At 39.7% G+C, this 22,563-nt stretch carries 21 protein-coding genes and 1 tRNA gene; 13 read left to right on the top strand and 9 right to left on the bottom strand.

The annotated features are described in order from the left end of the window. Positions 1 to 53 precede the first annotated feature (53 nt). The 4 genes from Q0M21_RS09105 to Q0M21_RS09090 all read left to right on the top strand — a co-directional run bounded on the left by Q0M21_RS09105 (position 54) and on the right by Q0M21_RS09090 (position 2,443). On the top strand, positions 54 to 290 hold the full coding sequence (locus tag Q0M21_RS09105) for a DUF3098 domain-containing protein (protein ID WP_295337350.1): 237 nt from the start codon (positions 54 to 56) through the stop codon (positions 288 to 290). A gap of 82 nt (positions 291 to 372) precedes the next feature. Further along, on the top strand, positions 373 to 1,182 hold the full coding sequence (locus Q0M21_RS09100; protein ID WP_295337348.1) for an undecaprenyl-diphosphate phosphatase: 810 nt from the start codon (positions 373 to 375) through the stop codon (positions 1,180 to 1,182). Between the two features lie 3 nt (positions 1,183 to 1,185). Next, the gene (gene truB / locus Q0M21_RS09095; RefSeq protein WP_295337345.1) at positions 1,186 to 1,890 is read left to right on the top strand and encodes a tRNA pseudouridine(55) synthase TruB; all 705 of its coding nucleotides are present in this window, start codon (positions 1,186 to 1,188) and stop codon (positions 1,888 to 1,890) included. Next, the gene (locus Q0M21_RS09090; RefSeq protein WP_295337342.1) at positions 1,880 to 2,443 is read left to right on the top strand and encodes a hypothetical protein; all 564 of its coding nucleotides are present in this window, start codon (positions 1,880 to 1,882) and stop codon (positions 2,441 to 2,443) included. The genes truB and Q0M21_RS09090 overlap by 11 nt, the downstream gene beginning before the upstream one ends. On the opposite strand, the gene Q0M21_RS09085 is transcribed toward Q0M21_RS09090, so the two are convergent. Then, positions 2,423 to 3,043, bottom strand: a complete 621-nt coding sequence (locus Q0M21_RS09085; RefSeq protein ID WP_295337338.1) for a thioredoxin family protein — start codon at positions 3,041 to 3,043, stop codon at positions 2,423 to 2,425. The two genes, Q0M21_RS09090 and Q0M21_RS09085, sit on opposite strands and share 21 nt — an antisense overlap. Before the next feature lie 56 nt (positions 3,044 to 3,099). Here Q0M21_RS09085 and Q0M21_RS09080 point away from each other — a divergent pair, with 56 nt between their 5' ends. From Q0M21_RS09080 to Q0M21_RS09065, 4 genes are all read left to right on the top strand, one after another. Next, entirely contained in the window at positions 3,100 to 3,288 is a 189-nt protein-coding gene (locus tag Q0M21_RS09080; RefSeq protein ID WP_295337335.1) for a hypothetical protein, read from the top strand. A gap of 14 nt (positions 3,289 to 3,302) precedes the next feature. Continuing rightward, the gene (gene pyrH / locus Q0M21_RS09075) at positions 3,303 to 4,010 is read left to right on the top strand and encodes a UMP kinase (RefSeq protein ID WP_295337332.1); all 708 of its coding nucleotides are present in this window, start codon (positions 3,303 to 3,305) and stop codon (positions 4,008 to 4,010) included. A gap of 83 nt (positions 4,011 to 4,093) precedes the next feature. Next, entirely contained in the window at positions 4,094 to 4,654 is a 561-nt protein-coding gene (frr, locus tag Q0M21_RS09070; RefSeq protein WP_295337329.1) for a ribosome recycling factor, read from the top strand. Between the two features lie 85 nt (positions 4,655 to 4,739). Then, a complete protein-coding gene (locus tag Q0M21_RS09065) occupies positions 4,740 to 7,229 on the top strand; it encodes a DUF5686 and carboxypeptidase-like regulatory domain-containing protein (protein WP_295337326.1) in 2,490 nt (829 codons plus the stop codon). 56 nt (positions 7,230 to 7,285) lie between these two features. Here Q0M21_RS09065 and Q0M21_RS09060 read toward each other — a convergent pair whose 3' ends face one another. After that, complete coding sequence (locus Q0M21_RS09060; protein WP_295337323.1) at positions 7,286 to 9,562, bottom strand: cation:proton antiporter; 2,277 nt, start codon at positions 9,560 to 9,562, stop codon at positions 7,286 to 7,288. A 184-nt stretch (positions 9,563 to 9,746) separates the two neighbouring features. On the opposite strand from Q0M21_RS09060, the gene Q0M21_RS09055 reads away from it, so the two are divergent. The 3 genes from Q0M21_RS09055 (at position 9,747) to rpoN (ending at position 15,246) form a co-directional block, all read left to right on the top strand. Then, positions 9,747 to 12,167 (top strand): MMPL family transporter, encoded by a 2,421-nt coding sequence (locus Q0M21_RS09055; protein WP_295337320.1) that lies wholly within the window; start codon positions 9,747 to 9,749, stop codon positions 12,165 to 12,167. 59 nt (positions 12,168 to 12,226) lie between these two features. Further along, positions 12,227 to 13,672, top strand: coding sequence for an asparagine--tRNA ligase (gene asnS / locus Q0M21_RS09050; RefSeq protein ID WP_295337318.1), 1,446 nt, complete (start codon positions 12,227 to 12,229; stop codon positions 13,670 to 13,672). Between the two features lie 107 nt (positions 13,673 to 13,779). Next, complete coding sequence (gene rpoN / locus Q0M21_RS09045) at positions 13,780 to 15,246, top strand: RNA polymerase factor sigma-54 (RefSeq protein ID WP_295337316.1); 1,467 nt, start codon at positions 13,780 to 13,782, stop codon at positions 15,244 to 15,246. On the opposite strand, the gene Q0M21_RS09040 is transcribed toward rpoN, so the two are convergent. Beyond that, positions 15,243 to 15,776 carry an ORF6N domain-containing protein gene (locus Q0M21_RS09040; protein ID WP_295337313.1) on the bottom strand — a complete coding sequence of 178 codons (534 nt, stop codon included), beginning with the start codon at positions 15,774 to 15,776 and terminating at the stop codon, positions 15,243 to 15,245. The two genes, rpoN and Q0M21_RS09040, sit on opposite strands and share 4 nt — an antisense overlap. Before the next feature lie 92 nt (positions 15,777 to 15,868). On the opposite strand from Q0M21_RS09040, the gene Q0M21_RS09035 reads away from it, so the two are divergent. Further along, a complete protein-coding gene (locus Q0M21_RS09035) occupies positions 15,869 to 16,480 on the top strand; it encodes a hypothetical protein (protein ID WP_295337310.1) in 612 nt (203 codons plus the stop codon). On the opposite strand, the gene Q0M21_RS09030 is transcribed toward Q0M21_RS09035, so the two are convergent. The 5 genes from Q0M21_RS09030 to Q0M21_RS09010 all read right to left on the bottom strand — a co-directional run bounded on the left by Q0M21_RS09030 (position 16,475) and on the right by Q0M21_RS09010 (position 20,584). Continuing rightward, positions 16,475 to 17,170 carry a porin family protein gene (locus tag Q0M21_RS09030; RefSeq protein WP_295337308.1) on the bottom strand — a complete coding sequence of 232 codons (696 nt, stop codon included), beginning with the start codon at positions 17,168 to 17,170 and terminating at the stop codon, positions 16,475 to 16,477. The genes Q0M21_RS09035 and Q0M21_RS09030 overlap by 6 nt on opposite strands. A gap of 277 nt (positions 17,171 to 17,447) precedes the next feature. Beyond that, positions 17,448 to 17,534: transfer RNA gene (locus Q0M21_RS09025), tRNA-Ser, on the bottom strand. A gap of 59 nt (positions 17,535 to 17,593) precedes the next feature. Then, the gene (locus Q0M21_RS09020) at positions 17,594 to 18,628 is read right to left on the bottom strand and encodes an asparaginase (RefSeq protein ID WP_295337305.1); all 1,035 of its coding nucleotides are present in this window, start codon (positions 18,626 to 18,628) and stop codon (positions 17,594 to 17,596) included. Then, complete coding sequence (locus Q0M21_RS09015) at positions 18,612 to 19,748, bottom strand: 1-acyl-sn-glycerol-3-phosphate acyltransferase (protein ID WP_295337302.1); 1,137 nt, start codon at positions 19,746 to 19,748, stop codon at positions 18,612 to 18,614. Before Q0M21_RS09015 ends, Q0M21_RS09020 begins: the two co-directional genes overlap by 17 nt. A gap of 65 nt (positions 19,749 to 19,813) precedes the next feature. Then, entirely contained in the window at positions 19,814 to 20,584 is a 771-nt protein-coding gene (locus tag Q0M21_RS09010) for a TatD family hydrolase (protein WP_295337299.1), read from the bottom strand. A gap of 104 nt (positions 20,585 to 20,688) precedes the next feature. On the opposite strand from Q0M21_RS09010, the gene Q0M21_RS09005 reads away from it, so the two are divergent. Then, on the top strand, positions 20,689 to 21,126 hold the full coding sequence (locus tag Q0M21_RS09005; protein WP_295337294.1) for a retropepsin-like aspartic protease: 438 nt from the start codon (positions 20,689 to 20,691) through the stop codon (positions 21,124 to 21,126). On the opposite strand, the gene Q0M21_RS09000 is transcribed toward Q0M21_RS09005, so the two are convergent. After that, positions 21,089 to 22,336, bottom strand: coding sequence for a TCR/Tet family MFS transporter (locus Q0M21_RS09000; protein WP_295337291.1), 1,248 nt, complete (start codon positions 22,334 to 22,336; stop codon positions 21,089 to 21,091). The genes Q0M21_RS09005 and Q0M21_RS09000 overlap by 38 nt on opposite strands. Between the last annotated feature and the right edge of the window lie 227 nt (positions 22,337 to 22,563).

The raw sequence follows: 22,563 nt of genomic DNA, 5'->3' as shown, positions 1-22,563 counted from the left end.
AATAGACTATAGATAAAAGACTGACAGACAAACCCAAGAATAGATAACAGACTATGAAAAACAACGAGCAAAAACCGGATTTTCTTTTTGAAAAGGTAAACTACAAAATATTACTGATTGGTATTGCCGTAATTGCTTTGGGTTTTATCCTGATGAGTGGCGGTGGCAGCGATGACCCGAATGTATTCAATGAAGATGTTTTCAGTTTCCGCAGAATTCGTTTGGCGCCAACTGTAGTTTTGATTGGTTTTGGGATTACCATTTATTCGATTTTCAAGAAAAGTAAATAGACGTATTAGACCCCTTAGATTGTTAGACTTCTTAGAAGTGTTTATCTAAGGTCTAATAATCTAATAATCTAACAATCTAACCATGGATTACATTCAAGCGATACTCATCGCCATCGTGGAAGGCTTAACCGAATACTTGCCGGTTTCTTCGACAGCTCACATGATTTTTACCAGTTCCTTTTTCGGTATCCAAGAAGACGACTTTGTAAAATTGTTTCAGGTTTCGATACAATTCGGAGCCATTTTAGCAGTAGTGGTTTTGTATTGGCGCAAGTTTTTTGATTTCAGCAAACTAAGCTTCTATGTGAAATTGGCTTGTGCTGTAATTCCGGCCTTAGTGTTGGGAAAATTGTTTGATGACAAAATTGAAGCTGTGTTGGGCGACCCGATTCCAATAGCGATTGTTTTAATTCTTGGCGGGATTGTGCTTTTATTTATTGACGGTCGTTTTAACCATCCTACTGTGGCACATGAAGAAGACATCACCATTAAAAAAGCCGTTACCATTGGCTTTTGGCAATGTTTGGCGATGATGCCCGGCACCAGTCGCTCTGCAGCCTCTATTATTGGCGGAATGCAACAAGGGTTAACCCGAGAAACGGCTGCAGAATTTTCGTTTTTCTTGGCGGTTCCTACTATGTTGGCCGTAACAACTTATTCGTTGTTTTTAAAAACTTACGAAGCGTCACAACTCAAAGGTTATGAGCTATTAACACAATCTACCGATAATTTAAAAATGTTTTTGGTGGGCAACATCGTTGCTTTTATAGTAGCTGTGATTGCCATTAAATTTTTTATCGGAATCATCAAAAAATACGGTTTTAAACCTTGGGGTTATTACCGAATTGTAGCCGGTGTAGCTCTATTAATTTACTTCTCCTTAAACCGATAAGTTTTGAAAACGGCTGAAGATTTTTTGCAAGGTCAGGTCTTGCTGATTGATAAACCGCTCACTTGGTCGTCCTTTCAGGCAGTGAATAAGCTGAAATATGTTTTAAAAAGAAAATACGATCTTCCTAAGAAATTTAAAATCGGTCATGCCGGCACCTTAGATCCATTGGCCACGGGCTTACTGATTGTGTGCACCGGAAAGTTCACTAAAATGATTCCGGACATTCAAGGTCAGGCCAAAGAATACACCGGAACGATAGTATTGGGCGCCACCACACCATCTTACGATAGGGAAACGGAAATTGATGCTACTTTCCCGACCGAACATATTACTGCTGAGTTAATAGAAGCCACGCTTCAACAGTTTTTAGGCGAAATCGACCAAAAGCCTCCGGTATTTTCAGCCATCAAAAAAGACGGCAAAAGGTTGTACGAGCACGCGCGCGAAGGTTCTGAAGTGGAAATTGAAGCCCGAAAAACCACCATTTACGAATTTGAAATCACCCGTATGGCGTTGCCGGAAATTGATTTCAGGGTAAAATGCAGCAAAGGCACTTACATTCGTTCTTTGGCTTACGACTTTGGAAAGGCATTACAATCGGGCGGTTATTTATCAGTTCTGCGCCGCACTAAAATTGGCGACTACTCGGTTGACAACGGGATTACTCCTGAAGCCTTTGAACAAAAAATCAATACCGATGAAGCTTAAGTTTCTGATTTGTTTTTTCTTTTTATTCCAATTGGTCTGGGCTCAAGTAGTAGCAGTTAGACCGGAGATGTTTCCTGAAGATGACAAACCCTTTTACAAAAAATTCGAGCTTTCCTCACCACTGAGAGTCAATCAGTATGCTGGCGAAATCGATCCGTATACCGGAGAAAAAGAACCTTGGTTCCTTTTGGATGGTTTGAGTGCCAGAGCCGGAATAGGTTCGCATTACGACAAGTGGATTGGCGTTGGCCTAAATATCGGAATCGATTGGAAAGCCAACAAATGTTTGGTCGTAGCGCCAGTTTTTGGCTCACTACGCCTGAGTCCGAGAGTAGGCGAAAATACGCGAATCACCTCTGAAATAGGCTACGGCAGAAGCCTGTCGCTCACCGGCGATAAACTGTCAGGGTATTTCAAAAAAATCAGCTTAGGGCTTGAAGATAATGAAAGTGGTTTAGGCTTGTATATAGAACTATGTCAATACGGCTTTTCAAAAATTACTCCCGAGAGAATCGGTAGTTTTTCGATTGGATTAAACTACATTGTATTTTAATTCGGCTGCCGTCATTATTTCCATGATTTCTTTTTGGGTCGACAAACCTTTATCGTGCAAATACCACAATTGCAAATTGGTTTTTGCCGTTTCATCAACCACACCATGTTCCGCTTTGTAATCTAAAATCAATTGTTTGGCCTCTTGCGGTCTTGGTCCGAAATCGCCTAAAACTTCTAAAGTATTTTTATCGATAACAATCAACTTAGGAATACTTCGGGCACCGTTGGTCAGAAACAAATTCATCAAGGCATCGTTATCATCACGAAGGGCAATTTTCATTTCAATATTCGGAGACAGTTCGGCCATTTTATGGAAGATGGGCACCAACTGTGCAGCATCGCCACACCAACCTTCAGAAATAACCAACCACAGATAATCTCCTTTTAAATCTTTCAATTGTTTGGTAAATTCATCCGCAACAGTCATCGTTTTGTCCAAACGATTCATTCGGGTAACATTGAGTTCCGAATAATGGGTTAAATCTGCCGATTGCTCATGTCCTGTCGACTTACCTTCTTTCAGCAAGGTATCAATAGTATTTCTGTAGGCTTCGTAGGTTATACTGTTAGCTAAACTGCTTTGAATGATAGATTCCATAAATGTGAATTTGATGTTACAAAACTACAAAACCATTCAGTATTTAAAAGTGATAAATGTTACTAAACAATATTTTTAACGAATACTACAGCAAAACAGAATATGTTTATATTTGCAACACTTTTGAGCGAAAAGCGAATCCTAACTTTTTCAACAAAAACAATGGCTGCGCCTTAGTGACAAAAGTAAAAACTAACACAACTTATGCCTCGAGCTCTAAGAGCAACAGCATGACTCCTAACTAAAAACACACACGAGAATGAAATACAAAAGAATTCTTCTGAAATTAAGTGGCGAAGCCTTAATGGGCGACAGACAATACGGTATCGATCCTAAGCGTTTGGCCGAATATGCAGACGAAATCAAAGAAATCCACGACAAAGGTGTTGAAATTGCCATTGTTATCGGAGGCGGAAACATTTTCAGAGGCGTGGCCGGAGCCAGCAATGGTATGGACCGCGTACAAGGCGATTACATGGGTATGTTAGCCACCGTAATCAACGGAATGGCTTTGCAAGGTGCTCTGGAAGACAAGGGCATGTTGACCCGTTTGCAAACCGCTTTAAAGATTGAAGCGATAGCCGAGCCTTACATCAAAAGAAGAGCCGTCCGCCATTTGGAAAAAGGAAGAATTGTGATCTTCGGAGCCGGAACAGGAAACCCCTATTTCACTACGGATACTGCAGCCGTTTTACGCGGGATTGAAGTACATGCCGATGTGATTTTAAAAGGCACTCGCGTTGACGGTGTATACGATGCCGATCCGGAGAAAAACCCAAATGCCGTGAAATTTGAAAGCATTACTTTTGACGATGTACTGAAAAAAGGTTTGAATGTTATGGACACCACAGCATTCACTTTAAGTCAGGAAAACGAGTTGCCGATTGTAGTATTCGACATGAATAAAAAAGGTAACTTACTTAAAATTTGCGAAGGCGAAAGCATAGGAACAGTAGTAAAAATATAGACCATTTAGACTGACTTAGATTATTAGACTGCTTAGAAGTCTAACAATCTAAAAAGCTAACCCTCTAACAATCTAATAAGAAAATGGAAGAAATTGAATTTATCTTAGACAGCACCAAAGAATCTATGAACGGTTCCGTGGCGCATTTGGAAAAAGAATTTTTAAACATTCGCGCCGGAAAAGCATCACCTCAAATGTTGGGCGGTGTATTTGTTGACTATTACGGTTCGCAAACCCCATTATCACAAGTAGCCAACATTAACGTTCCCGATGCGCGTACCATTACCGTTACGCCTTGGGAAAAGAGCATGTTGCACCCTATTGAGAAAGCCATCATGATTGCCAATTTAGGGTTTAATCCGATGAACAACGGCGACAACATTATCATCAGTGTACCGCCGCTTACCGAGGAAAGAAGACGAGATTTGGTTAAACAAGCCAAAGCTGAAGCAGAAGAAGCTAAAATCGGTATTCGAAATGCCCGTAAAGATGCCAACACCGAAATTAAAAAATTAGAAAAAGAAGGCACTTCGGAAGATGACTGCAAAAAAGCAGAAGAAGATGTTCAAAAATTAACCGATGCCTTTATTAAAAAAATCGAAGAACATTTGGCCATCAAAGAAGCCGAAATTATGAAAGTGTAACTTTTGTTAATTCATACTAAAATCCGTCTCGTACGGATTTTTTTATTCCTATTTTTGTAAGCCGTTTTGTGTCAATCCCTTTCCAATGAAGCTACTGTCTTTTTTGTTTCTCTTTTGCACCTTGTCGCTTCAGGCGCAGTTTCAAATTAACGGTATTGTAAAAGATGCACAGACTAAAAAAGTACTGCCTTTTGCCACCATTGCTACTGAAAACGGAACAGTTTCCATAGCCGATGTTGATGGTAAATTCAGTTACTCTTTGCCTTCACAACCCGAGATTTTAAAAATTTCTTATGTAGGTTACAGCACACAAACCATTTCAATATTTGAAAAAAAAAACTACTTCACGGTATTACTTTCTCCCGAAACCGATGCGTTGCAAGAAGTTGTAATTAGCACTGAAAATCCGGCAAACGACATTATCCGCAAAGTCATTTTGGGTAAAAACAACAATAATCCGCTCAAAAAACTACAAACCTTTCAGTACAAAACTTACAACAAACTCCTGGTAACTGCCAATCCGGATTCAATTTCGGGTCGAATTGATACGGTTTTTACGGATGTTACAACTAAAGATAAAATCATCAAAATCGACTCTTCCGATTACAAATTCAAAAAGCTCATTGCCAAACAGCATTTGTTTTTAACCGAGAAAGTATCCCAATTTCAATTCGAAAAACCACTACTTAAAGAAACCATACTAGGCACCAAAATGGCAGGTTTTAAAGAGCCGATTTATGAATTGTTAGGCTTTAGCTTGCAATCGTCTTCAGTGTACGACGACAAATACGAACTGTTTGAAACCAAATACAAAAGTCCAATCGCTGATAAAGCTCTTAAAGAATATCGGTACAAAATATTAGACACTACGACTATTGCTAATCGCAACGTGGTAGTGGTATATTTTAAGCATAAAATCAGCCGCAAAGGATTAGAAGGTTTGCTTTACATTGATTTGGAAAATTATGCCATAGCCAAAGCCGTAATGCGCATTCGCAGTGTTTTAAACATTACCGGAACACACGAATTTAAGTATTTGAGTGAAGAAAAAGTTTGGTTTCCGATGCGCAAAAACTTCAAAATCATCAAAGGTAAAAGCAAAGAACCAACAGCCGTTTTGGGTGGCCGAATTGAATTTGCCGCCGAAGACGACGACGAGAATCAAATTCAGAAAAAAGCATCCGACTTTACCTATCTCGCTTCGGATATGCAAGTGTATGACTTGCAAATCAATCCGAAGTTGAAAATCAAAAAATCTTCCATTGCCATCGATATCAAGGCCAATGCCAACAACAAAGAAGATGCCTTTTGGCAACAAAACAGAACCGACAGCTTAGACACGAGAAGCGAGAGAACCTATGTGGTTTTAGACAGTGTGGTAACCAAGGAAAAAATCGAGAAAAAAATCAAATTCGGACGTAAAATTATCAACGGTTATTTGCCTTTTGGGCCGTTTGATTTTGACTTGCGCTACTTGCTGAGTTATAACAATTACGAAGGTTTCCGATTAGGTATTGGCGGCGTAACCAACGAACAATTTTCTAAAATATTCCGGTTGGAAGGTTACACGGCTTACGGTTTGAAAGATGAAAAAAGCAAATATCATTTGGGCAGTGCTTTCCGAATCGGCAACTTCTCTAATACTTGGATTGGCGGATCGTATACCGATGATGTTCGAGAGATTGCGAGCACCAATTTTGCCATCGACAAAAAAGCTTTTAAGTTGTATGATCCGCGACCGATTAACATCAGTACGTTTTACAATCATCAAACTTGGCGAACGTTTATCGAAACCAAAATCATCCCGAAAACCGAAAGCATTTGGCAAATTGCCCACAGTGATGTAACGCCGTTATTTGATTATACGTTTGTTTACGATGACAAACTGTACCGAAATTTTGCCATGACATCAGCCATGGTAGCCATCCAATGGAATCCGTTCAGCGATTATATGCAAACCCCGAACGGCAAAATAGAATACGAAAAACGCTATCCGAAATTTACTTTTCAGTTGACTAAATCACTATCGAATCTTTTCAACAACGACTTCGAGTTCGGAAAAATCGACGCACGCATTGAATACGAAAAAAAATACCTCAACGGCCAAAAGTCGGCTTTCTTGCTTCAAGGCGGTTATGTTTTCGGCGACTTACCGTTGACGCATTTGTACAACACTTCGCCTAATAACTTAACCAAGGACAATTTGTTGCAAAGAATTACGATTGCCGGTAAAAATAGTTTTGAAACGATGTATTTCAATGAATTTTTCTCGACAGAATTCGTGATGTTGCAATTCAAACACGGCTTCAAACGAGTGGAATTGTTCAAAAAAGTAAAACCGTCTTTAGTATTGGTGACGCGCATGGCCTGGGGCAATCTCAAAAATCCGGAAGACCATATTGGTATCGAATTTAAAACCTTAGACCAAGGTTTCTTTGAATCGGGTGTCGAATTAAACCAAATTTACAAAGGCTTAGGCTTGACCGGATTTTATCGCTACGGACCAAATCAATTGGCACGCTTGGAAGACAACATTGCCATTAAATTGAGTTTTGTCCTTGACTTAGGATTGTAAAAAAGGCCAACAATCCAAGGATTACCGACCTTTAAATATTTACCGTATTGTTCTCGTTAAGGTTTTACAATCAACACTGAAGGAATATCCTGCAACCACGTTACTTCTTCTTCTACTAAATGTTTCCAGGTTTCCAAACTGAAAATCAACAAATCCTGCTCCAACAAAAACGGTTTGGTAATTTGTTTCGGTTGGAAAACATCAAATTTATCACCGTGTTTTTGTTCCAACGCTTCAAGCGAATTTTGAATCAAAAAGTTGTTTTTGGTGTGCTCGTTATTGTCCAAAATAGTGACTTGCGCCTGATTGTTTTGCATTAATCTTTGGGCGTAATCGATTAAGAAAACATCGCCAACACTATAAATACCCAAAAACACTTTAGTAACCTGTTTTAAATCTTTGTCGATTAAAATTCCCAGCGGTGTTTTGGTTTTGGAGATGATCAATCGCGTTCGGTCATCGAAAGGCGAATTCTCGAACAACCCTTCTTTTCCTTTGAACTTATCCAATAAACGATCCGGATTGATAATGCTGGAAGTAAAGCCTAATACTTTTCCCAAAATGGTTCCTTCGAAAATGGATTTTCCTAAACCTACCAAAACCAAATCATATTTGCCTTCATAAGCTACGTCGGCAATGTCGGTTTCAATATCACCGGTAGCTTTAAAAATAGTCGTGATTTCTTGATTGAGTTTTTTGGATTCTTTCAAAATAGGTTCGAAAGCTTCTTTCTCGTACTCTTCAATTTTAAATGCATGCATCTCATCGCTAATGGTTAAGTGCATCGCGGTAATATTGGCTGCTTCGGGTTGGCCTTTCACCAAACTGTTCGCCAAACGCAACAGTGATTTCCCTTTTTCATTGTTCCCGAAAGAAATTAAAATGTTGAACTTAGAATTCTTTTTGACTTCCGAAGGAATGATAACGTCTTTGGTTTTAAAAATAAAGTTAATGATATCGAGCGCCGGTCCGGTCATGAAAGTCGTAACCAAAGCCATAATCACCATCATGGTAAAGACCTTAGGCGACAAAACGCCGAGCTCATATCCAATGTTCAACACTACCAATTCCATCAATCCGCGGGTATTCATCAACGCGCCTATGGTCCAGCTTTCTCTCCAGTTTTGTCCGACAAAACGTGCGGCTAAAGCACTTCCGAAAAATTTTCCGACCACGGCAACCAAAATGATATAGCCGGTAATTTCCCATAAATACGGTTCGTTAATCAATCCGATTTCGGTACGCAAACCGGTGAACACAAAAAACAACGGCAACAATAAGATTACCGAAACATCTTCCACTTTTTCAATAAATATGTTTCTGAATTTCGGGATATCAGGCATAATAGCTCCGGCCATAAACGCTCCGAATAGCGCATGAATTCCTATCACTTCTGTCAAATAAGCCGAAACCATCAAGGTCAGGAAAAAAATTGCCACCACCGATTTCTTGATATTTTCTTTGTTGGCATACAAATCACCGACGCGTTTTAAAAACGGTTTCACTACAAAAAGCATCATCAACACATACAATACTGCCAACCCGATAATGTACAGCGAACTCACAAAACTTCCGGCTTTAACAATGGCAATTACGGCAGCTAACAAACACCAAGCAGTGATGTCATCGGCGGCAGCACAAGTAATGACAATGGTTCCCAAACGGGTTTTATGAATGCCACGCTCTTGAACAATTCTGGCTAATACCGGAAAAGCCGTGATACTCATGGCGATTCCCATGAACAAGGCAAACGACAAAAACTCTACCCCTTCCGGCGTAAATTCGTGATTTTGATAAATGAAATAAGACAAGCCGATACCCAAAGCAAAAGGGATAACAATGCTCGCATGACTGATAACCACTGCGTCATTGGCTTTATTTTTCAGCACTTTCAAATCGAGTTCCATCCCAATCACAAACATAAACAAGACCAGACCAATCTGACTCAATACTTGTAAATTCCCCAAGGAAGCCACCGGAAATAATGCTTCTTTTAATTCCGGAAAATACAGTCCAAACAACGATGGTCCGAGTACAATGCCGGCAATAATTTCACCGATAACGGAAGGCTGGCCTATTTTTCTGAAAATCCAACCAAAAATACGCGCCACAATTACGATGGCGATGATTTGTATGAGCAACAATGCCAACGGATGCTGCAAATTGTGAAACAGTGAACTCAAGAACTGAATCCACTGGCTGTCGGAAGATGTGGGCGAAACAATTTTGCGGCCTACTTCCAATAATTTCCCCTGTTCAATAATCCAATACATTAAGGCTGTAAAACCTCCGGTAATGAATAAATAAAATAAAGTGTTCTTTAAATTTCTCATCCAAAAAAGTAGTGCTTGTGCATACAAAGGTGGTAAAAAGTCACGTATTTTTTTTAACTTTTTTACATCGATAACTATTAATTAAAACAGTCCTTAAATTTAAAGCAAAAATTAAGAAAACTTTACTTTATATCATCCTAATTTTTTGAGGTTTTGATTACCTTTGCAACCCATTTTAGGTTTTATGAAAAAGTTGTTAGGTATTGGTTTTTGGGAATTAATAGCCCGAATTATTCTGAGAAACAGAATTGTCATTTTGGGCAGTATTATTCTGATTACCGTACTGCTTTCCCTACAGTGGAAAAACATCCGTTTTACCCAAACGGAAGCCAACTTGATTCCGGCAGACGATAAAGTAAATGTCGATTATCAAAAATTCCTGAATCAATTTGGCGAAGAAGGCAACTTGATTGTCATTGCCACCAAAGACAATCACTTGTTTACTCCTAAAGTTTATCAAGCCTGGAGCGAGTTGATGACAACCATTAAATCGCACAAAGAAGTGAGTTTGGTGGTTTCGGTAGACAACTTGCAAAAACTCACTAAAAACGATTCGCTGGAAACTTTCGAACTCAAACCTTTGGTTGATTCGAATAAAGTTCAAGATGAAAAGTATCTGAAAACCATCAAAACCGAATTGTATACACGATTGCCGTTTTACGAAGGCTTGCTTTTCAACAAAAAAACCGGCGCCATTCGTTCAGCCATTTACCTCGATAAGAAAATCGTTAATACTAAAGCCAGAAAAGATTACGTTTTAAATGATTTGATTCCGGCAATTGAAAAATTTGAAAAAGCCACCAAGTTAGACCTGCACACCTCGGGCATGCCTTACATCCGAACCTTGAATGCCAAAACCATAATTGATGAAATTGGGTTGTTCATAGGCGCAGCTTTGTTGATTACGTCATTGATTTTCTTCTACTTTTTCCGCTCTTTCCGCGCTACGCTAATCTCGATGATAGTAGTTATTATCGGCGTAATGTGGTCATTCGGATTGATGGGATTATTGGGCTACGAGATTACGGTTTTGACCGCTTTAGTACCAACGTTAGTGATTGTAATCGGGATACCGAATTGTATTTTCTTCATCAACAAATACCATCAGGAATACCACAAACACGCCAACAAAGCCAAAGCCTTACAACGCGTGATTACCAAAACCGGTACGGCCACTTTGATGACCAACATCACTACAGCGGTTGGATTTGCCACTTTCATCGCTACCAATAACGTATTGCTGAGAGAATTCGGTGTAGTTACGACCATTAACATTTTGGCGATTTACACCTTAAGTTTGTTGGTGATTCCAATCTTTTTCAGTTACATTCCTTCGCCTATTCCGAGACATTTAGGCCATTTGGAACGCGAATCGCTGACATCCTTCTTGAAATGGATTGTCAACACCGTAAAATACAACCGATTGGGAGTTTACATCACGGCGATTTGTTTGTTGATTTTTGGTCTTATCGGTATCAACAAGATAAGGATTTCGGGCAGCATCATTGAAGACATGCCTAAGAAAACGGATTTCTTTGAGGACATTCGCTTCTTTGAAAAAGAATTTGACGGCGTTATGCCTTTGGAAATCATGATTGATACCAAGCGCAAAAACGGCGCCATGAAAGGCAGCAACTTACGCAGAATGGAAGAATTGGAGCAAACCATCATCGACATTCCGGAGCTTTCCAAACCCTTGTCGATTGTAAACATTGCCAAAAGTTTCAACCAAGCGTATTACAACGGAAATCCCGATTTTTATACGTTACCGTCTTCAAATGAAGAAATGTTTTTATTGCCTTACATCAAAAATTCGATTAAAAACGCCAAGGACAATCAACTGAAAAGTTATATTTCTTCGGATGGAAGTGTAGCACGCATGACCACTTTTATCAAAGATGAAAACGGCGAAAAAATGGATGCCATCGAAGCACACATTCGCAATAAAGTCGATAAACTTTTCCCTTCGCCCAGATACGAAGTCATCATCACCGGAAAACCATCGGTGTTTCAAAAAGGAACGCAATATTTGCTCGACAACTTATTGTCGTCTTTATTATTCGCCTTTTTCCTTACCGGAGCATTAGTTGCCATTATGTTCCGTTCGTTTAAAATGGTGTTGGTTTCGATTATTCCAAACCTATTACCGCTAATCATGACTGCCGGTTTGATGGGCTTTTTAGATATTCCGTTAAAACCGTCAACCTTATTGGTTTTTGGTATCGCTTTCGGAATGTCGGTCGACGACACACTGCGTTTCTTAGCCCAATACCGTTTGGAATTGTCGCGCAACGATTGGAAAATCAAAAAATCTGTTTTTGCTACCTTTGATGATGCCGGAATCAGTATGTTTTACACGTCAATTGTATTGTTTTTCGGGTTTTCGGTATTCATGTTATCGAGCTTTGGCGGAACGGTCGCTTTAGGCGGATTGGTCGCTTTAACGCTTTCTTTCGGAATGCTGTCTAACTTGGTATTGTTGCCTTCGTTAGTACTGTCGTTAAATAAAACTTTGGCCAATCAGCAAGAATTGCCGGAACCAACCATCGACATCTTAGAACATACCGATGAAGAGATTGATGCACTAGAAAAAAACAATAAATAATTTATATTTGCGTTAAGATTCTAAAATCTACTATTTAAAATTTAATATCTGATATTCTAATGAGACATTCAAAAGTAAAAGACTTACTGAGCAGCGAGAAAACGAATTATGAGGTAACCGTTAAAGGTTGGGTAAGAACTTTTAGAAACAATCAGTTTATTGCTTTAAACGATGGTTCAACCATTCATAACTTACAGTGTGTAGTTGATTTTGAAAACACACCGGAAGCCACTTTGAAAAGAATCAACACCGGAACGGCTGTAGCTTTAACCGGAAAGTTGGTAGAAAGCCAAGGTGCCGGTCAAAAATATGAAATCCAAGTTGCCCAATTGGAAATTTTGGGCGATTGCGATGCGGAGAAATTCCCAATGCAACCTAAGAAACACTCATTGGAATTCTTGAGAGAAAATGCGCATTTGCGTGTACGTACCAATGCCTTCGGCGCTATCATGCGTGTGCGTTCGGTATTGGCACATGCGGTTCACACTTATTTCCAAGACAGAGGTTTTGTGTACGTGAACACGCCGATTATCACCGGAGCCGATGCTGAAGGTGCGGGCGAAATGTTCCAAGTAACCTCTTTGCCATTGGATAACTTGCCTAAAAATGAAGAAGGTAACATCGATTACAAAAAAGATTTCTTCGGAAAACATACCAATTTAACCGTTTCCGGGCAGTTAGAAGGCGAAACCTTCGCTATGGCATTGGGTCAAATTTATACTTTCGGACCAACGTTCCGTGCGGAAAACTCCAATACATCTCGTCACTTGGCTGAATTCTGGATGATTGAGCCGGAAGTAGCATTCAACGATTTGATTGACAATATGGATTTGGCAGAAGATTTCATCAAATTTGTGATCCGATATGCCGTTGACCGTTGCGGAGACGATTTGAAATTCTTAGAAGGCCGATTATTAGACGAAGAAAAACAAAAGCCTCAAGCGGAACGCAGCGAAATGGCCTTGTTAGAAAAATTGAACTTCGTTTTGAACAACGATTTCAAACGTGTTTCTTACACGGAGGCCATCGATATTTTAAGAGATTCAACCCCGAATAAAAAGAAAAAATTCCAATACCTTATTGAAGAATGGGGCGCCGATTTACAAAGTGAACACGAACGTTTCTTAGTAGAAAAACACTTCAAATGTCCGGTAATTTTGTTTGATTATCCGGCGAAGATTAAAGCGTTCTACATGCGTTTGAATGACAATACCGAGCCGGGCAGAGAAACTGTTCGTGCCATGGACATCTTGTTCCCGGGTATCGGAGAAATCGTGGGTGGTTCACAAAGAGAAGAGCGTTACGATGTTTTGGTAGAAAAAATGAAAGCCATCGGCATTGACGAAGAAGAATTGTGGTGGTATTTAGACACGCGTCGATTTGGTTCGGCCGTTCACTCCGGCTTCGGATTAGGCTTTGAACGTTTGGTACTTTTCGTAACCGGAATGACCAACATCAGAGACGTAATTCCGTTCCCGAGAACACCGCAAAATGCAGAATTTTAATAAAAAGGGGCTAAGGTGCTAAGACACTGAAGTTCTGGTATTTAAAATATTAATCAATACGAGAAAATTCAGTCAATCAGCGACTCAGTCACTCAACAACTATAAAAATGTTAAAACAATTTCTAAATCTTAAACTCACTCAGAAATTATCGCCTCAGCAAATCCAGCTGATGAAGTTAATTCAGTTGCCTACGCAAGCTTTTGAACAAAGGCTGAAAGAGGAATTGGTGGAGAATCCTGCTTTAGAAAGCGGGAAAGAAGAAGATGAGTTGTATGAGAAAGACGAATTTGACAACAATGACGACTACGATGAATTCGATGACAATGAAAACATTGATACCGATGAAATTAATATAGACGAGTATTTAAGCGACGACGAAACACCCGATTATAAACTACAAGCCAACAACTACAGCGACGACGATGACGACCGTGAAATGCCGTTTGCAGCACCGGTAAGTTTTCACCAGGATTTGATTAATCAGTTGAATACCTTCATTTTGACAGATGAACAACGCGAGATTGCCGAGTTTTTGGTGGGCAGCATTGATGACGACGGTTATTTGCGTAGAAGTATTCCCGATATGGTAGATGATATGGCGTTTACCCAAGGCATCTATACCGATGAAAAAACGGTGGAAAAGATACTGCATGTAGTACACGAATTAGAACCGGCCGGTGTTGGAGCACGCGATTTACAAGAGTGTTTGTTATTACAACTGAAACATAAAACACCTACCGAATCGGTGGATTTGGCTATCGATATCATCGAAAACCAGTTTGACGCTTTTACCAAAAAACACTACGAAAAACTACTACAGAAATACGAGATTACCCAAGAGCGCTTGAAAAAAGCCATTGAAGAAATCGAAAAACTCAACCCGAAACCGGGTGGCTCTTTTGACAGCAGTAGTCGAGTTATCGAACAAATTGTCCCCGATTTTACCATCAGAATTGTAGATGGTGAATTGGAGTTAACACTTAATGGCAGAAATGCGCCAACCTTACACGTTTCCAAAGATTATCAGGAAATGTTGCAAACGTATAAAGATTCTCGCGATAAATCGCACCAACAAAAGGATGCGGTGCAGTTCATCAAACAAAAACTGGATTCGGCCAAATGGTTTATCGACGCCATTCGCCAACGCCAAGAAACACTTTATGTGACGATGAATGCTATTATGCATTTTCAAAAAGAGTATTTTCTCGATGGCGAAGAAACCAAACTCAAACCAATGATTTTAAAGGATATTGCCGACTTAGTTGGCTTGGATATCTCTACGGTTTCTCGTGTGGCCAACAGCAAATACGTGGATACGCCTTACGGCACTAAACTGATTAAAGAATTTTTCTCGGAAGCGATGAAAAACGACCAAGGCGAAGACGTATCGACTTTGGAAATCAAAAAAATTCTGAAAACGGTAATCGAAGAAGAAGACAAAACCAAACCGCTACCGGACGATCAATTGGCGGAAATCTTAAAAGAAAAAGGCTATCCTATTGCCCGAAGAACGATTGCTAAATACCGTGAATTATTGGATATACCGGTGGCCAGAATGCGCAAGAAAATTTAATCTTCTTTGGTTTTGAACCCGATAGTTTTTCTGGGAGTTTCCTCGTCTTTCTTATCCATCAACTCATCTAAATAATTAAAAACCAGTTCAATATTCTGACTCTGATTAGAAATCTTCTTTTTGATTGCTTCTATTTCCAGTTTCAATTGTAAAGTGTCGGCATAAACTTCTCGTATTTTGGCAAACACCCTAATAATTTGAATGTTTACTTTAATGGCCGTAGGACTGCTCAACACACTTGACAACATAGCCACTCCTTGCTCGGTGAAAGCCATGGGAAGATATTTGGAGTGCTCACCTCTCTTTAAGGTGCCAAATTGGCTCCTTAAAATTTCATATTCGGCTTGAGTCAACTCAAACATAAAATCTTCCGGAAAGCGTTCGATGTTCCTTCTGACCTGTCTTTTGAGTTGTTTAGTATCCACCTGATAAAGTGCTGCTAAATCACTATCCAACATCACTTTCTGATTTCGAATCACGTATATTTTGCTTCCAATGCTGTCATCCGAGACGGTAATTTCGTGTGCCATATCCGACTTTATAATTGTCTTTAATCAAAACAAATATAAATATTTTCTTTCAAATAAATAATTTGGAATGGCTATATTTGTGTTACAACAAAATGACTTTGAAAAAATTCCTGCCGTTTTTCTCGTACGCCCTACACCCTATTTTTGTTCCGCTGTTGGGAACCCTTTTTTATGTTTGGCTCGACTCCCGTTATATGACTTTCGGGCAATACATGGTCTTGTTTTTACAAGTCATCATTATCACTTTCTTTTTGCCTATCGCCTTTTTTTACCTATTGCGAACCTTTGGAAAAATCGATAGCATTATGCTCTCGGATTTGTCACACAGAAAGATTCCGCTGGTGCTGCACATCTGCTTGTTGTCGGTTTTAATTCAAAAAAGCATTACAGCAGAGCTATTCCCTTCGCTACATTATTTCTTTTTGGGAGGAATTGTCAGCGCCGCTCTGGCCTTTTTGTTGTTGTATGCTAAAATCAAAGCTTCCATTCACATGATTGGTATTAGTGCACTGACTGTTTTTGTAATTGGATTGAGCTTGAAAAACGAACTGAATACCGTTAGCCTAGTAGCTTTCTTAGTGGTGCTGAACGGTTTAGTGGCTTCTTCTCGTTTGGTGATGAAAGCACACACAAATAAAGAGTTGGTGATTGGTTTTTTGTGTGGCATTATACCACAAGCCGTGTTGCTGTATTATTGGTTATAAAATGTAGAACATCAAACCAAATTTCGCCGTGTTCATATCGATGGACTGTCCGTTAATTTTGGCATCAGAAGTAAAAATGGGATTAAATCCATAATAGGCGTAAATGTTCCAAGTATTCCATCCGGTAGACAAATAAAGGCCATAATTAAACTTACTCAAGTCGTTTAAATTGCTATTGGTCAAATTTCCGGCAGTAGAAACCAACTTGTATTGATTCGCAACTAAATAACTCAGCTTCACTCCCAAATGCACACGCCAAAAGCGGTGACTGTCCGGTGTAGCGTTACGCCAGCGAAACTCTATGGGCAATTCTACATAATGCAGGGAAAGTTTGTCTTTGGATACCGAAATACCTTCAGCATCTAAAATTTGATAGGTTGTAGCATTATTACTTTCAAAAATCCCTAAATTCTGGTTGTAAACCGCCAACGAGTATCCCAAACCGGCAGCTACAGCAAAGGTTCTGGAGGTATTTATCGGCATGTCGCGTAAAAATCCAACCGAAAATCCGGGCGAAAATTTAGTCTGCTGTAAACCATCAGGAGCTTTTTGTAACGTATTGTAGGTAATGTTCAAATAAAATTGGTCTTCACGAAACAGCGAATCAGGTGCATCAAAATCGGTTTCCACATTCTGAGCCAACGCACTTGCTGCGGAAAACAAGAATAATAAAAGGATTTTGATTCTCATAACTTGAACTTAAGTTTAGCGAATGTACGGCAATTCAACGGAATAAACAATCGATGTATCTTTAGCTTTTGACAATAAACTTCTGCAAAATAAAGAATGCTTTCAAACCTGAAAGCTGACGGGATTACCTGCGGTGATCCGCAATGGGAAAACTGTCGTTGAAAACCTAGCCTTTGGCAATGGCTTTTTTCATTTTACAGAAAAAAAATTAGAAAGTGAACTTTCCATTTTTTTTTCTGTAAAAAGAAAACCGAAGCTTTCGCTTCGGTTTTCATCGCAGAGAGGAAGGGATTCGAACCCTCGATGCAGTTACCCACATACAAACTTTCCAGGCTTGCTCCTTCAACCACTCGGACACCTCTCTAATTTTGTGGTGCAAAGAACAACAAAAAAAATGATTTATAAAAGCGTGTTGCAAAATTCTTATTGCATTTCTCCACGCAAAGCCGTTTCAAAGATGGTCTTGAAAACGCTAGGCGAAACATTTTGTCCTAAAAGATACATCAACTTAGTTATCGCAGCTTCTGTAGTTATGTCTTTCCCCGAAATAATTCCGATATTTTTCAGTTGGGTGCTGGTTTCGTATTGACCCATATTGACACTGCCTCCGGAACATTGGGTAACATTAACCACGTGCAATCCTTGCTTGATAGCCCTCTTCAAAATTTGGATAAACCAATCTTCAGTAGGTGCGTTGCCGGAACCATAAGTTTCCAGTACAATTCCTTTTAAATTGGGAGAAGCCATAATGGCCGACAAGACATTTTCGTTAATACCGGGAAACATTTTGATAATGACTACATCATCATTTAATGATTTATGAACCACCAATTTTTTGTTAGATTGCTTGGCTAAAATCACATTAGGATTTACGTTCAAATGCACTCCGGATTCTGCCAATGGCGGATAATTCGGTGAGGTGAAAGCATTGAAATGTTCGGCACTGATTTTAGTGGTTCGGTTGCCGCGGTAAAGCTTGTATTCAAAATACAAACAAACTTCCTGAATCACCGGTTTGCCTTTGTGTCGTAACGACGCAATTTGAATGGCCGTAATTAAGTTTTCTTTGGCGTCCGTACGTAAATCGCCTATAGGCAATTGAGAACCGGTAAAAACCACCGGCTTGGCCAAATTCTCGAGCATAAAACTCATAGCAGAAGCGGAGTACGACATCGTATCGGAACCGTGTAAAATAACAAAACCATCAAAATCGTTGTATTTCTCTTCGATGATAGTCGCAATTTGAACCCATTTGTCCGGACTCATATTAGACGAATCGATAGGTTTGGCAAAGGAAATGGTTTCTATTTCACAATCCAGTTGCTTGAGTTCAGGGATTTTTTGCAGCAGTTTCTTGAAGTTGAATGCCTTGAGTGCGCCCGTTTCAAAATCTTTCATCATGCCGATGGTACCACCGGTGTAAATGAGTAAAATAGTGGGTTTAGCCTGCGTTTTCATACTTCATTTTATTGACTACCGGATTGGCATACATAGCTAAAAATCCTTCTACCATTTGCGGATTGGTTTCATCAATGCGCATTTCCAAACGTCTTTCAAAAAGTGATTTCTCGTTTTCGGTGTAAAAGGCTTTGAATTGATCCGTTTTAAAAAGCAAATCGTAGGCGATGTAATTGGTAGGCCAAAGCTTGTAAGTCTGCAATATAGAATCGTCTATAACCTGAGCCAAAGCTTGAATTTGCTTATTAGTATTGTCGAATTCACGTGCAATTTCATCGATTTCATTCGTTAAAACTTCACCAACGTGAATGTGAATGTGTTTTTTTTGACCGATGATGCCGCTTAACAGCGTTATAAAATCTTCGTTTTTGTCTTTGATGTATTTTTCTGCATTGGCTTCGGCCATAAGTTGCGGCATTTTTAAAGCATCAGTCGGATCGTATTCATATGAAATCGACACCGGAACAATTTTTAGTTTCTTGAAATAATCAAGCATATTAGCTTCATCGGATGCCATCGCCAACATTTTTAAAACGCCGCTATGGGTAGCATCGTTGCCGTCTTTGGTTCGGCCTTCCCGTTGGGCAATCCATACCGAGCGGTTCTCACGAAGCAACAACTGACCGATGTACTCCGACATCAATTTGGAACTTTCCAACAACTCTCTGGGTGGCAAACCGCGTTGCACTAAAAAGTTACGGTTGAGTTTGGACAAGGTTTTCAAAAAGTCTTTTTTAACCAAATTGTCTCCAATAGCCGAGGCTGTCATAACCAAACCGTGTTCGTGTAAGCAAACATTCAGTAAAGACGTATCTAAAATAATATCGCGGTGGTTGGAAATGAACAAATAAGAAGCGTTAGGTTCTAATTTTTCAAAACCCGAAGTAGAAAGTCCGTCCGAGCTTTTCTCTAAAACTTTTTTAACTGCCTTGTAGGCAAAATTGATTTGGAAATCACGGATGGAATGTGTGCGTTTCAACTGTTCTTTCCAAACCGAATCATCTACATTTTCGTAGGCAAAATTCATCAACGCCTTCATCATCGGATGATTTATCGCTGATAAAATAGCTTGGTTTACCTCAGCATCATAATAAGGTCGGATAGCATCAAACTTTGACATATTGGTATAGGCTTGTTTGTAGAACAAATGAACAAAAAAAATCTCAAATGCCCGTTATAAAATGATTAAATCCCGAAAACGGCTTTGGAATTTTCTGTGGTAATACGTGCAATTTCGGCTACCGGAAGCTCGTAAATTTGAGCTAATTTTTGGGCTACCAGCAAAGTATAACTACTTTCGTTTCGCTTACCACGATGTGGCACCGGTGCCAAATAGGGCGAATCGGTTTCTAAAACAATGTGTTCTAAATCGATGTCCTTCAAAAATTGGTCAATCTTCCCGTTTTTGAAAGTCGCCACTCCACCGATACCTAATTTCATGTTCAAGTTGATGGCGCGTTGTGCCTGTTGAAAATGGCCGGTAAAACAATGAAAGATACCGAACAAATCGGCCGATTTCTCACTTTCCAACACTTCAAAAACTTCGTCAAAAGCATCTCGGCAGTGGATGTTGATGGCCAATTGGTACTTTTTGGCTAATTGAATTTGACGTCGAAACGCTTCCTGTTGGATGGCCAAAGTAGTTTTGTCCCAATACAAATCGATTCCGATTTCGCCTATGGCTTGAAACTTCCTTTTGGACAATTCGGTTTCCACATGTGTTAATTCTGCTTCATAAGATTCGGGTTTCACATAACACGGATGCAATCCCATCATTAAAAAAATGTTTTGTGGAAATTGCGCTTCCAACGCATACATTTTTGAGGTGTAAGTCGAATCGATGGAGGGAACGAAAAAACGAGAGACTCCCGCATCGATAGCTCTTTGAATCATTTCGAATCGATCGTTTTCGAATTCTTCAGAATACAAATGCGTGTGGGTATCAGTAAAAATCATTGGAATTAAAGGCGCTAAGATTTTGAGGTGCTAAGGTACTAAGTTTACAGAGAATTTTCCAGCATAATGGAATTTAGATTACTTTTGGAAACCAATTCAAAGCTATGAAAGACTTGCAGGAAGTACTGAGGAAAGAAAAGTACAAAAAGATCCATTTTAAAGTTTCAAAAACACAACATTTACTGATTAAAGCGAGTATTAACGGCGTTACCGGCAATTTTATTTTAGATACCGGTGCTTCCAACAGTTGTGTCGGTTTTGACAATGTAGACTTTTTTAACCTTACCGCCGGAAAATCGAAAACCAAAGCCGCCGGAGCCGGAGCTACAGGGATGTTTACGCAATTGGCGAAAAACAATAATTTGAAAATAGGGCGATGGAAAACGGAGAATTTTCACTTAATCATCTTCGATATGACTCATGTGAATCAGGCTTTACAACAATACAAAGCCAAACCGGTTCACGGCATTATCGGTGCTGATGTTTTATTAGAAGGGAAAGCGATTATTGATTACTATAATCACTGCCTGTACCTGAAGTAAAGTGTTTCTTCATCGAATAATACGCCAAAATCGTACTGACTAACATCAAAAACCCTCCCAAAATAAAAGGTGCCCCAGGCAATGGAAACGGCGCTTCATCATGGGTGAAAAAGTAAAAAGTGTTCGTCATCATGGGCGGACCTATAATGGCTGAGGCACTCATTAAACTCGCCAATGTTCCTTGAATTTCACCTTGTTCGTTAGCCGGTACTTTTCCGGAAACCTCCGATTGCAATGCCGGTCCGGCTATACCACCCAAACAATACGGCACTAAAAAGGCAAACATCATCCAACTTTGAGTCGCAAAAGCAAACAGTAACATTCCGATAGTATAAAGTGATAAGCCCCAATAAATACTTTTCTGGTTCCCCAAACGCGGACTCGTAAAACGAACCAAACCACCTTGTACAAGACCGACAAGAAGGCCGACTACACCTAGTGAAATTCCCACCATTTTTTCATCCCAACCAAAGCGATACATGGTAAAGAAACTCCAATTGCTATGTACGGCGTGTGAACCGACGTACAACAAGAAAATGGCTAAAATGAGTCCGATTAAAGACGGATATTTTTTCAAATTCAACAAGGCTCCAATAGGATTGGCTCTTTTCCATTCAAAAGCACGACGGTTTTCTTTAGACAACGATTCGGGCAAGATAAAATAGCCGTATAAAAAGTTTAACAAACACAAAACGGCTGCGGCATAAAACGGCACTCTCGAACCATATTGTCCTAACAAACCGCCAAGCACCGGACCAATAATAAAGCCCAAACCAAAAGCAGCACCAATCATTCCGAAGTTTTTAGCGCGATTTTCAGGCGTGCTTACATCAGCTATGTAAGCTGACGCAGTTGTAATGCTGGCTCCAGTTAAACCGGCTATGATTCGGCCCACAAATAACCAAAAGATATTGGGTGAAAAAGCCAACAACAAATAATCCAAGGCAAAGGCAAAAAGCGAAATAAGGATAATCGGTCGTCGCCCGTATTTGTCGCTCAAATTGCCTATCAAAGGAGCGCATACAAATTGTGTTATTGCGTAAGCAAAAGTCAACCAGCCTCCGTATTTGGCTGCTTCGCTGATATCGCCTTGAATCAACTCGGCTATCAATTTCGGAATTACCGGAATAATGATACCCCAACCGGTAATATCGATGAGCATCGTAATAAAAATGAAGCCTATGGCGGCTTGCTTTTTGTTTTTTTTCATAGTTGATTTTTTGGGCGTTACCCTACGGGTCGGGCTTTTCGCAGTACACGGTACTTGCTACAATCCCTAACGCAAACAATATCTTAACACAGACTTATGCAAATAAACGAAAAATCCCGTTTAGAAGACTAAATGGTATTTTAAATATGCAGTTGAAAAATCAGAAACTCCACAGCATCTTCTAAAAAAGCGAAACCCGACTTTTCAGTCGGGACGCTAACCACAAT

Source organism: Flavobacterium sp. (genome assembly GCF_024710485.1).
GTDB lineage: Bacteria > Bacteroidota > Bacteroidia > Flavobacteriales > Flavobacteriaceae > Flavobacterium.
The sequence above is the reverse complement of the archived record's forward strand: the minus strand, read 5'-3'. Positions and strand labels throughout refer to the sequence as shown.